The organism is Amycolatopsis kentuckyensis (assembly GCF_002155975.1).
Lineage (GTDB): Bacteria > Actinomycetota > Actinomycetes > Mycobacteriales > Pseudonocardiaceae > Amycolatopsis > Amycolatopsis kentuckyensis.
This window is the reverse complement of sequence record NZ_MUMI01000410.1, coordinates 1-13,215: the sequence shown is the minus strand read 5'-3', so window position 1 is coordinate 13,215 and position 13,215 is coordinate 1. Positions and strand designations below refer to the sequence as shown.

At 73.7% G+C, this 13,215-nt stretch carries 2 protein-coding genes; both read right to left on the bottom strand.

Annotated features, from left to right (window positions below; all coding sequences use genetic code 11):
* The coding region (locus CCN39_RS33925) for an SDR family NAD(P)-dependent oxidoreductase (protein ID WP_434781143.1) at positions 1-12,695 on the bottom strand (12,695 nt) is incomplete at its 3' end.
* An 86-nt stretch (positions 12,696-12,781) separates the two neighbouring features.
* A partial coding sequence (locus CCN39_RS33920; RefSeq protein ID WP_143264256.1) for an acyl carrier protein occupies positions 12,782-13,215 on the bottom strand: 434 nt, incomplete at its 5' end.

The following is a 13,215-nucleotide window of genomic DNA, read 5'->3' as shown; positions in this document are numbered from 1 at the left end:
AGCATCGGATCCATCAGCGGCGAGTGGAACGCGTGGCTCACCTTGAGCCGCTTGGTCTTCGGGAACTTCGCCGCGATCGCCAGCACCGCGGCCTCCTCGCCGGAGATCACGACCGACTCGGGACCGTTCACCGCCGCGATCGAGACCCCCTCGGTCAGGGTGATGGCCGACTCCGGTGCGGCGATCGAGACCATCGCGCCGCCTTCGGGCAGCGCCTGCATCAGCGACGCGCGGGCAGCGACCAGCGTGCAGGCGTCGGGCAGGGTCAGGACCCCGGCGACGTGGGCGGCGACCAGTTCGCCGATCGAGTGCCCGGCGACGAAGTCCGGGCGCACGCCCCACGCCGTGACGAGCCGGTGCAGGGCGACCTCGACGGCGAACAGCGCGGGCTGCGTGTAGCCGGTCCGGTCGAGCCGGTCGCCGCCGTCGAAGACGATCTCGCGCAGGGACGCGTCGAGCAGGCCGTCGAACTCGGCGCACACGGCGTCGAAAGCGTCGGCGAAGACGGGGAAGCGGTCGTAGAGCTCGCGGCCCATCCCGGCGCGCTGGGCGCCCTGGCCGGTGAACAGCACGGCCAGGCGACCGCCGGGGACGGGCGTCCCGCGCACGGCGTTGTCCAGGTCCGCCAGCCCCGCCCGGAGCTGGTCGCGGTCCCCGAGGACGACGGCCCGGTGCTCCAGGGCCGCGCGACCGGTCGCCAGGGTGCGGCCGACCTCGACCGCCGGAGCGTCCTCGCCGACCGCGGCGCGCAGGCGCCGGGCCTGCTCGTGCAGGGCCTGCTCGTCCTTTGCCGACAGCGGCCAGAGGGTGAGTCCCGGCGGCACCGTGGACGCCGGCTCGGGCTCGCCCGCTTCGAGGACCACGTGGGCGTTGGTGCCGCTGACGCCGAACGCCGACACGCCCGCCCGCCGCGGCCGGTCGGACGTCCACTCGCGCGGCTCGGTGAGCAGTTCCACGGCCCCCGCGGACCAGTCCACCCGGGACGAAGGGGCGTCGACGTGCAGGGTCCGCGGGAGGACGCCGTGCTGCATGGCCATGACCATCTTGATGACCCCGGCGATGCCCGCGGCGGCCTGCGTGTGGCCGATGTTGGACTTCACCGATCCCAGCCACAGCGGCGTTTCCCGGTCCTGGCCGTAGGTGGCCAGCAGGGCCTGCGCCTCGATCGGATCGCCCAGCTTCGTGCCGGTGCCGTGCGCTTCGACGGCGTCGACGTCCGAAGTGGACAGACCGGCGGCGGCCAGCGCGGCGCGGATGACCCGCTGCTGCGAAGGACCGTTCGGCGCGGTCAGGCCGTTGGAGGCGCCGTCGGAGTTCACGGCCGAGCCGCGGACGACGGCGAGGACCCGGTGGCCGTTCCGGCGGGCGTCCGACAGCCGTTCCAGCAGCACGAGCCCGGCGCCCTCGCCCCAGCCCGTGCCGTCCGCCGCGTCGGCGAACGCCTTGCACCGGCCGTCGGAAGCCAGGCCTCGCTGCCGGCTGAACTCGACGAAGGTCGCCGGGGTGGACATCACGGTCGCGCCGCCGGCGAGCGCGAGGTCGCACTCGCCCCGGCGCAGCGCCTGCGCGGCGAGGTGGATCGCGACCAGCGACGACGAGCACGCCGTGTCGACGGTCAGCGCCGGGCCTTCGAGGCCGAACGCGTAGGCCAGCCGGCCGGACACGACGGCGGCGGCGTTGCCGGTGCCGATGAAGCCACCGACCTCTTCGCCCGCTGAGCCGAGCAGCCCCGCGTAGTCCTGGCCGTTGGTGCCGGCGAACACGCCGGTGCGGCTGCCGCGCACCGTGTGCGGGTCGATCCCGGCGCGCTCGAAGACCTCCCAGGTGATCTCGAGCAGCAGGCGCTGCTGCGGGTCCATCGCGAGGGCTTCGCGGGGCGAGATGCCGAAGAAGGCCGCGTCGAACTCCGCTGCGCCGTCGAGGAATCCGCCGTCGCGGACGTAGCTGTGGCCGCTCTTGCCCGGGTCGGGGTCGTAGAGCGCGCCGAGGTCCCAGCCGCGGTCCTCGGGCAGGCCGGTCATGGCGTCGACGCCGTCGGCGACGAGCCGCCAGAGATCCTCCGGCGTGGCGACCGAGCCCGGGAACCGGCAGCCCATGGCGACGAGCGCGATCGGCTCGTCTTCCCGGACCGGCGCCGCGTCCGTTCCGGCCGGTTCCGGCAGGCGGCCGAGCAGCTCGCGGTGCAGGTGCCGGGCCAGCGCGACCGGCGTCGGGTGGTCGAACACGCACGTCGCGGGCAGGCTCAGCCCGGTCGCCGCGTCGAGGCGGTTGCGCAGTTCGACAGCGGTCAGGGAGGTGAACCCGCTGTCGGAGAAGGCGCGTTCGGCGTCGACCGCGGCGGCGTCGGGGTAGCCGAGCACGGCCGCGACGTGCGTGCGGGTCAGGTCGAGCACCGTCCGGGCGGCGTCCACTTCGGACAGCCCGGCGAGCAGCCCCGCCGGCTCGGCGGCTTCCGGGGTTTCGACCGACTCGCCGAACCCGTCGAACAGCGGCCGCGGCCGGACGGCCCGCAGCGCGGGAAGGTAGACGTCCCAGTCGAGATCGGCCACCACGGCCAGCGGCGCGTCGGCGGCGGCTTCGCGCACGAGGGCGTCGAGAGCGAGCCCGGGCTCCAGCGCGCCGACACCGGAGGCTCGCAGCCGTCGCCGCGCTTCGGCATCGCCGGCGGCCATCCCGTCACCGGCCCACGGACCCCACGCAATCGAGACGGCGGGCAGCCCGGCGGCGTGCCGCTGCTGGGCGAGGGCATCGAGGTGCGCGTTGGCGGCGGCGTAGCTCGCCTGCCCGGCGGCGCCGAACGCGCCGGCCACCGACGAGAACAGGACGAAGGCATCGAGATCGGCGGTGAGCGCGGACAGGTTCTCGGCGGCGGTCACCTTCGCCCGCAGGACGGCGTCGAAGCGCTCCGGCGTGAGCGAATCGATGACGCCGTCGTCAAGAACCCCGGCCGCGTGCACCACGGCACGGAGATCATCGGGAAGAACCGCGGCCAGCGCCTCCCGATCACCGGCATCACAGGCGACAACCGAGACATCACAGCCGAGGGCGGCAAGTTCGCGTTGAAGGTCGGCGGCCCCCGGAGCGGCGGGCCCGCGACGGCTGAGCAGGACCAGCCGTCCGGCACCGCCGGCGGCCAGCCGCCGGGCAACCTGCGCGCCGAGGGCGCCCGTGCCGCCGGTGATCAGCACGGTGCCCCGGGGCTGCCAGGCCTCGCCGGACGTCACGGAGCGGCGTTGGGCGCCGGTGTCCGGCGAGGTTGGCCGGGGCTGCCCGGCCTCGCCCTCCCCGGAGCGGCGTTCGGCGCCGGTGGCCGGCGAGGTTGGTTGGGGCTGCCCGGCCTCGCCCGCCGCAGACCGGCGTTCGGCGCCCGTGGCCAACGCGGCTCCCCGGGGCTGCCCAGCCTCGCCCTCCCCGGAGCGGCGTTCCTCCCGCTGAGCACCCGTGACCGGGATGGTTCCCCGGCCGGGGGTTCCGGAGCGGCGTTCGAGCCGGCGGGCGAAGATGCCGGATGGGCGGAGCGCCACCTCGTCTTCGGTGCCGGTGAGCACCGCCGCGAGGCGGGTGCGGGTGCGGTCGTCCAGGTCGGCCGGCAGGTCGATCAAGCCGCCCCAGTGCTGGGGGTACTCCATCGCCGCCGTGCGGCCGAGGCCCCAGACCTGGGCCTGGACCGGTGCCTCGACTCGGTCGGCGCGGACCGCCGCGACCGCGCCGCGGGTGAGGCACCACAGCCGTCCGCTCGTCCCGAGGTCGTCGAGGGCCTGGAGCAGGGTGGCCGTGCCCGCCGCCACTCCTCGGCCGCCGTCGGCCAGGGACAGCAGGGACAGCACTCCGTCCACTTCGGACCCGTCCAGGGCCTCGCGGAGGCGCTCGGCGAACTCCGCGCGCGGCAGCAGCGGGTCGATGCGGACCGGGGTGAGCCGGGCCCCGCGTTCGATGACCGCCTGCGCGACGCCGGCCACGACCCCGGTCTCGCCTGCTTCCGGCACGACCAGCAGCCAGTGCCCGGTGAGCGCGGCGGCGTCCGGCGAGATCGGGCGCCAAGCGATGCCGTAGCGCCAGGAATCCACAGTGGACTGCTGGTGCCGTCGCCGGTACCAGGCCGACAGCGCCGGGGTGACCGCCTCGGCGACCCCCTCGTCCAGCTCGAGCTCGGCGGCCAGCTTGCCGCTGCGCACCACGTCCCAGAAGCCGGAGTCGCCGCCCGGCGCCGCGCCGGGTTCCGCGGCGAGCCAGTAGTTGCGGTGCCGGAAGGCGTAAGTGGGCAGGTCGACCCGGCGGCCGCCGGGGAAGAACGGGGTCCAGTCGACGTCCACACCGTGGACGTGAGCAGTGCTCAACGCCGAGAGCAGTGCTCTCTCTTCAGAGCGGTCTCGCCGCAACGCCGGGATCGCGGTGCCGCCGACCATCGCGCTGAGCACCCCGTCAGGGCCCAGCTCCAGGAACACGTCCGCGCCGGCGCTTCGCAACGTCGCCACTCCGTCGGCGAAGCGGACCGTCTCCCGCACGTGCCGCACCCAGTAATCCGCCGTGAACGCCGCAGCGAGAGCACCGCTCACATTCGAGAGCACCGGTATCTCGGCCGGGTGGTAGGTGAGGGTTTCCGCCACCGCACGGAAGTCGGCCAGCATCGGGTCCATCAACGGCGAATGGAACGCGTGGCTCACCGAGAGGCGCTTGGTTTTCGGGAACTGAGCCGCGATGGCGAGAACCGCGGACTCCTCGCCGGAGATCACCACCGATTCCGGGCCGTTCACCGCCGCGATCGAGACACCCTCGGTCAAGGTGATGGCCGACTCCGGCGCGGCAATCGACACCATCGCCCCACCCGGCGGCAACGCCTGCATCAGCGACGCCCGCGCCGCCACCAGCGTGCAGGCATCAGACAGGGACAGCACCCCGGCAACGTGCGCGGCCGAAATCTCCCCGATCGAATGCCCCGCCACGAAATCCGGGCGGACACCGAAAGACTCAACCAGGCGGAACAGGGCGACCTCGAGAGCGAACAACGCCGGCTGAGTGAACTCCGTCCGATCCAACAACTCGGCATCATCAAAAGCCGCACGCAACGACGGATCAAAATGCGCCAGCACCGCATCGAACGCGGCCGCATACACCGGGAACCGCTCGTACAGACCCAGACCCATCCCGACCCGCTGCGCCCCCTGGCCGGTGAACAACACCGCCAGCCGCCGACCCGGCCGAGCGACCCCCATGACCGGCAGATTCTCCAGCGCGGCAACGAGTTCCTCCCGGGAGTCGCCGACCACGACCGCCCGGTGTTCGAGGGCGGCCCGGGAGTTCAGCAGCGAGAACCCGATGTCGACCGGGGACAGCGACGGGTGGGCCTCAACGTGCGTGCGAAGGCGTTCGGCCTGGGCGGCGAGCGCGTCGGCGTCGCGGGCGGACAGCAGCCACGCGACGGTTCCGGGCTCTTCCGGGCGCTTCGACGACGGCGGCGCCGCGGGGGCCTGCTCGATGATCGTGTGCGCGTTGGTTCCGGAGATGCCGAACGACGAAACGCCGGCCCGGCGCGGACGGCCGGTTTCGGGCCAGCGGTGGGCGTCGGTGAGCAGCTCGATCGCGCCGGACTCCCAGTCGACGCGCGACGACGGCGCGTCGACGTGCAGGGTCCGGGGCAGGACGCCGTGCCGCAACGCCATCACCACCTTGATGACCCCGGCGATGCCCGCGGCGGCCTGCGTGTGGCCGATGTTGGACTTGAGCGAGCCGAGCCACAGCGGCGTCGGACGGTCCTGGCCGTAGGTGGCCAGCAGGGCCTGCGCCTCGATCGGATCGCCCAGTTTCGTGCCGGTGCCGTGCGCCTCGACGGCGTCCACTTCGGACGGAGCGAGGCCCGCGCCGGCCAGTGCGGCGCGGATGACCCGCTGCTGTGAGGGCCCGTTCGGGGCGGTCAGGCCGTTCGACGCGCCGTCGGAGTTGACCGCCGAACCGCGGACGAGCGCCAGGACTTCGTGCCCGTGACGCCGGGCGTCGGACAGGCGCTCCAGCAGCACCAGGCCGGCGCCTTCGCCCCAGCCGGTACCGTCCGCGGCCTCCGCGAACGCCTTGCAGCGGCCGTCGGACGCGAGCCCGCCCTGCCGGTCGAACTCCACGAACATGCCCGGCTGGGCCATCACGGCGACACCACCGGCCAGGGCGAGGTCGCACTCGCCGCGCCGCAGGGCCTGGACCGCCCAGTGCAGGGCGACCAGCGACGACGAGCAGGCCGTGTCGATCGAGACGGCGGGTCCTTCGAAACCGAACGTGTAGGAGACGCGGCCCGAGACGACGCTGGTCGCGTTGCCGGTCAGCAGGTGGCCTTCGACACCGGCCGCCACCTCGGCGACGCCGCTGCCGTACGCCTGGTGCGCGGCGCCGACGAAGACGCCAGTGCTGCTGCCCCGCAGCGACCGCGGGTCGATCCCGGCGCGTTCCAGTGCTTCCCAGGAGATCTCCAGCAGCAGCCGCTGCTGCGGGTCCATCGCGAGGGCTTCGTGCGGGGAGATGCCGAAGAACTCGGCGTCGAAGCCGCCGGCGTCGTGGACGAACCCGCCCTCGGCGGCGTCCAGGGCCGCGAGGTCCCAGCCGCGGTCGGCGGGCAGCGCGGTGAGGGCGTCGCGGCCGGTTTCGACCAGGCGCCACAGGTCCTCCGGTGACGTCACCTCGCCCGGGTAGCGGCAGCTCATCGCGACGATGGCGATCGGGTCGCCGTCGGTGACGGTGGTGATCGCCGTCGTCGTCGCGGGCCCCGCGTCGCCGGCCAGCTCCGCCTGCAGCAGCGCGGTGAGGGCCTGGGGGCTGGGGTGGTCGAAGATGACCGTGGCGGGCAGGCGCAGGCCGGTCACCGCGGTGAGGCGGTTGCGCAGCTCGACGGCGGTCAGGGAGTCGAAGCCCAGGTCCTTGAACGCCTTGGCGGGCTCGACGGCGTCGGCGCCGTCGTGGCCGAGGACCGCCGCCACGTGCGTGCGGACGAGGTCGAGCAGGAACCGGCGGACGTCGTCGGCGCCGAGCCCGGCCAGTTTCGCGGCGAGGCCGTCGGTGCCGGAAGGCAGCCCGGCCGCGCGGCGCGTGCGCACGCGGACCAGGCCGTGCCACAGGGCGGGCAGGTGTTCGGCCTGGGCGCGCAGCGCGGTGAGGTCGACGCGGACCGGGACCACGCACGCGGCGCCGGCGACCTGGGCGGCGTCGAACAGCGCGAGGGCTTCCGCGGTGCCGAGGGCGCCGATGCCGGACCGCGCGATCCGCGACAGGTCCTCGTCGTCGAGGGCGGCGGTCATGCCGCTCGCCTCGGCCCACTGGCCCCAGGCGAGGGAGACGCCGGGCAGGCCGTCGGCGCGGCGGCGGGCGGCGAGCGCGTCGAGAGCGGCGTTGGCGGCGGCGTAGTTGGCCTGGCCCGCGGCCCCGGCCACCCCGGCGAGCGAGGAGTACAGCGCGAACCACGCCAGGTCGCGATCACGGGTCAGCTCGTGCAGGTTCAGCGCGGCGTCGGCCTTCGGGCCGAGGACGGCGTCGATCCGCTCGGGCGTCAGCGACTCGACGACGCCGTCGTCGAGCACGCCCGCGGTGTGGACGACGCCGGTCAGGTTCACCGGGCCGAGCAGCGCCGCGAGCTCCGCCCGGTCGGCGACGTCGCAGCTCTCGACGCGCACGTCGGCGCCCAGGGCCGCAAGTTCGGCGACCAGTCCGGCCGCGCCCGGGGCGTCGGGGCCGCGGCGGCTGACCAGCAGGAGGTTCCTGACGCCGTGGGTGGTCACGAGGTGGCGGGCCAGGATGCCGCCGAGGGTGCCGGTGCCGCCGGTGATGAGGACGGTGCCCGCGGGATCCGGCGCGGCGGGGACGGTGAGGACGTTCTTGCCGACGTGCTTGGCCTGGCTCATGAAGCGGAAGGCGTCGGGCGCGCGGACGACGTCCCAGACCTTGGTGGGCAGGGGGCGCAGCTTGCCGTCGGCGAACAGCGTCAGGAGGGTCCGGAGGATTTCCTGAATGCGGTCCGGCCCGGGGTCGCCGAGGTCGAACGGCAGGTAGGTGACGCCCGCGGGGTCGCGCAGGTCGGTCTTGCCCATTTCGAGGAACCGGCCGCCGGGCTTGAGAAGGCCGAGCGAGGCGTCGATGAAGGGGCCGGTCAGCGAGTTGAGGACGACATCGATTTCGTTGAACCGATTCGCGAACTCGAGATCCCGCGACGACGCGATGTGGGTGACGCCGAGAGCGCGGACGGCGTCCTGTTTGGCCGGACCGGCCGTGGCGAACACTTCGGCGTGCGCGCCGCGGGCGAGCTGGACGGCGGCCATCCCGACACCGCCGGCGGCCGCGTGGACGAGCACGGACTGGCCGGCTTCGAGGTGGCCTAGGTCGAAGAGGGCGTAGTAGGCGGTGACGAAGGCGACGGGCACGGACGCGGCCTGGGCGAAGGTCCAGCCGTCCGGTACCGGGACGAGCAGCCGGGCATCGGTCACGGCGTGGGGGCCGAACGCCCCGGTGAACAGGCCGAACACCCGGTCCCCGACGGCGAACCCGGTGACGTCGGGCGCGACTTCGGTGACCACCCCGGCGGCTTCGGAACCGAGGACGGCGGCGGGGTCGGGGTACATGCCGAGCGCGATGAGGACGTCCCGGAAGTTGATCCCGGCGGCCCGGACGGCGACCCGGACTTCGCCCTCGGCGAGCTCGGTTTCCGGCTGTGGCCCGAGGGTGAGGCCGTCGAGGGTGCCGCCGGTGCTGGTGAGCCGCCAAGGTTCGCCCGGGATGGTCAGGGCACCGCTGTGGGCGCGGGCGAGCCGTGGCGCGGTGAAGCCGCCGTCGCGGACGTCGACCTGCGGTTCGGCGGGCAGGGTGGCGAGGTCGGGCCACGCGGAGTCGTCGAGGTCGAGCAGCTGGAACCGGCCGGGGTGCTCGGTCTGGGCGGACCGGACCAGGCCCCGGGCGGCGGCCGCGGCGGGATCGGTGTCGGCGTGGCGGGTGACGACGACGAGGCGGCCGGGCCGTTCGGCGGCGAGCCAGGTCCGGACGAGGGTGAGGGCTTCGCGGGTGGCCTCGTGGATGTCGCCGGCGGCGATGAGGGCGAAGACGAGCTCGGCGCCGGTGTCCATATCGGACACTCCGGGCAGCCCGAAGTCACTGCTGCCGAGGACGACGGCTTCGGCCCGCGGCCCGGCGGCGATGGGGGTTCGGTCGAGGCGGAACAGCGACCCGTTCTGCACGGGGGCGGCGGTGGGCGAGATGGGGCGCAGGGTCAGGGATTCGATCGAGGCGACCGGGTCACCGGCCTGGTCGCAGACGGCGACGGAGACGGCGTTGTCCCCGGCCGGCGCCAGCCGGACGCGGAGGGCGGTGGCGCCGGCCGCGTGCAGGGTGACGCCGCTCCAGGAGAACGGCATGCCGCCGGAGCTTGCCGGGCCGACCGCGGCGGTCATGGTCGTAGCGGTGGTGGTCGTTGCGGTGGTGGTCGTTGCGCTCGGGGCGGCGAGGCCCAGCGGGTGCAGGGCCGCGTCCAGCAACGCCGGGTGCAAGCCGAAGGCCGATGCTTCCGGGTGGTACTCCTCCGGGAGCTTCACCTCCGCGAATGTCTCCTCGCCTCGGCGCCACACCGCACCCAGCCCGTGGAAAGCCGGGCCGTACGTGAAGCCGAGGGTCTCCAGCTGGTCGTAGAGGCCGTCCGTGGGGATGCGGTCCGCTCCGGGCGGGGGCCACTCCGTCAGCTCCACAGCCTGCTGAGCGCCGGCGGTGAGGAGGCCGCTCGCGTGGCGGGTCCACGTGTCCTGTCCCGGCGCGGCGCCGTCGTCCGGGCGGGAATACAGGGTCAGCTCGCGGCGGCCGGTGCCGTCCGGCGGTCCGACGAAGACCTGGACCGCCACCCCGCCGCGCGCCGGCAGGACGAGCGGGGCCTCCAGGGTCAGCTCGTCGACCACATCGCAGCCGACCTGGTCCCCGGCCCGGACGGCCAGCTCCAGCAGCGCCGTCCCCGGGACCAGGACCGTCCCGCCCAACGCGTGCCCGGCGAGCCACGGCTGAGTCTCCACGGACAGCCGCCCGGTGAAGACGACGCCGTCGTGCCCGGCCAGGCTGACCGCCGCTCCCAGCAGCGGGTGGTCCAGTGCGCCCAGGCCCAGCGAGCCCGCGTCACCGTGCGCAACGCCGCCGCGCGGCCAGAACCGCTCGCGCTGGAACGCATACGAAGGCAGGTCGACCCGGCGGCCGCCGGGGAAGAACGGCGTCCAGTCGACGTCCATACCGTGCACGTGAGCAGTGCTCAACGCTGTGAGCAGTGCTCTCTCTTCAGAGCGGTCTCGCCGCAACGCCGGGATCGCCGTGCCGCCGACCATCGCGCTTAGCACCCCGTCAGGGCCCAGCTCCAGGAAGACCCCGACCCCGGCAGCCTCCAAAGTGGACACGCCGTCGGCGAACCGGACCGTCTCCCGCACGTGCCGCACCCAGTAATCCGCCGTGAACGCCGAAGCGAGAGCACCGCTCACATTCGAGAGCACCGGTATCCGCGCCGGGTGATACGTCAACGACTCCGCCACCGCACGGAAGTCCGCCAGCATCGGGTCCATCAACGGCGAATGGAACGCGTGACTCACCGACAGCCGCTTGGTCTTCGGGAACTGGGCCGCGATGGCGAGAACCGCGGACTCCTCGCCGGAGATCACCACCGATTCCGGGCCGTTCACCGCCGCGATCGAGACACCCTCGGTCAGGACGATCGCCGACTCCGGCGCGGCGATCGAGACCATCGCGCCGCCTTCGGGCAGCGCCTGCATCAGCGACGCCCGCGCCGCCACCAGCGTGCAGGCATCAGACAGGGACAGCACCCCGGCAACGTGCGCCGCCGAAATCTCCCCGATCGAATGCCCCGCCACAAAATCCGGACGGACACCGAAAGCCTCAACCAGGCGGAACAGGGCGACCTCGAGAGCGAACAACGCCGGCTGAGTGAACTCCGTCCGATCCAACAACTCGGCATCATCGAAAGCCGCACGCAACGACGGATCGAAGTGCGCACAAACCTCGTCGAAAGCCGAGGCATACACCGGAAAACGCTCGTACAGCTCGCGGCCCATCCCGACCCGCTGCGCCCCCTGGCCGGTGAACAACACCGCCAGCAACGCATCCGGATCGGCAGTACCGACGACAGCGTCCTCGAGGCGCGAAAGCCCGGCTCGCAGCGAGTCCCGATCAGAACCGAGCACCACGGCGCGCCGAGGCAGCCGCGCCCGCGTCACAGCCAGGGAGTAGCCGCCGTCGACCGGATCGGGCTCCGCGTCCAGCAACCGCCGGGCTTGCGCGCGCAGGGCCGCATCGCTCGCCCCGGAGATCACCCAGGGCAGCAGCCCGCCGGTGGCAGGAGCGGCCGGATCGACGGCGGCCGGAGGCGCCTCCTCGACGATGACGTGCACGTTCGTCCCGCTCACGCCGAATGCCGACACCCCGGCCCGGCGCGGCGTTTCCCGGCGCGGCCACGGCTGCGACGAGGTCAGCAGCGAGACCGCGCCCGCCGACCAGTCCACTTCGGACGACGGCGCGTCGACGTGCAGGGTGCGTGGCAGCACCTCGTGCCGCAGCGCCAGCACCATCTTGATGACGCCCGCGATCCCGGACGCCGACTGCGTGTGCCCGATGTTCGACTTCAGCGCCCCCAGCCACAGCGGCCGGTCGGCGGGCCGGTCCTGGCCGTACGTCGCCAGGAGCGCCTGGGCCTCGATCGGATCACCCAGTGCGGTCCCGGTGCCGTGCGCCTCGACCGCGTCCACATCCGAAGTGGACAGACCGGCGTTCGACAGAGCGGTACGGATCACGCGTTGCTGCGACGGGCCGTTCGGGGCGGTCAGGCCGTTCGACGCGCCGTCGGAGTTGACCGCGGAGCCGCGGATCACGCCGAGGACCCGGTGCCCGTTGCGCTGGGCGTCGGACAGCTTCTCCAGCAGCACCAGGCCGGCACCTTCGCCCCAGCCGGTGCCGTCGGCCGCGTCGGCGAAGGACTTGCACCGGCCGTCCGAGGCCAGCCCGCGCTGGCGGCTGAACTCCGCGAACGCCAGCGGACTCACCATCACCGTGACGCCGCCCGCCAGCGCGAGGCCGCATTCGTCCTGCCGCAGCGCCTGGCAGGCCCAGTGCAGCGCGACCAGCGACGACGAGCAGGCCGTGTCGACGGTGACCGACGGCCCCTCCAGCCCGAAGGTGTAGGACAGCCGCCCCGACATGACGCTGGGTGCCTCGCCGGTGAGCAGGTACCCCTCGGAGCCCGTCGCGGCCTGCAGGGTGCTGCTGTAGCCGGACGCGTTGGCGCCGATGAACACGCCGGTCCGGCTGCCGCGCAACGAAAACGGGTCGAGCCGGGCGCGTTCGAGGAGCTCCCAGGACGTCTCCAGGAGCAGCCGCTGCTGCGGGTCCATGGCCAGGGCCTCGCGCGGCGAGATGCCGAACAGGCCGGGGTCGAAGAAGGCCGCGTCGTGGACGAAGCCGCCCTCGACCGCGCGGGTGCCTTCGGCGCCGTACATGCGCTCGACGTCCCAGCCGCGGTCCTCCGGGAAGCCCGTCATCGCGTCGGTGCCGCCCGCGACGAGGTCCCACAGGTCCTCGGGCGAGTCGACGCCGCCCGGGTACCGGCAGGCGAGGGAGATGATGGCGATCGGCTCCTGCTCCGCGGCCTCGGCCGCCTGCAGCCGCTGCCGGGTCTGGTGCAGGTCGGCGGTCACGCGCTTGAGGTACTCGAGGAGCTTGTCCTGCTCTGCCATCGCCAACCTCATCCGTTCGTCCAAGTCAGGGGGTCACTCGGTCGGCGTCACAGCGCCGGAGGCGGGGAAACCCCGAGCTCGTGGTCGATGAACGCGAAGACCTCGGCCGCCGAGGCGTCCGCGAGCTGCGCCTGCCGCGGGGCCGCGCGGTCCCCGCTCCACTGGTTCAGCAGGGACTTCAGCCGCATCTCGACGCGCATCCGGACGTTCTCGTCGGCCTCGAGGTCCGTCAGCGACGCCTCCAGCCGGTCGAGCGCGCCGAAGGCCGAGTCCGCGGGTGTGCCGCCGGGGGCGATGCCGGCCGCGAGGAACCGGGCCAGCGCGACCGGGGTCGGGTGGTCGAAGACGGCGGTGGCGGCCAGCCGCAGGCCGGTGACCTGGCGCAACCGGTTGCGCACCTCGACCGCGGTCACGGAGTCGAACCCGAGGTCGCGGAACGGCCGGGTGCTGCCGATCGCGTCGGCGCCGCGGTGGCCGAGCA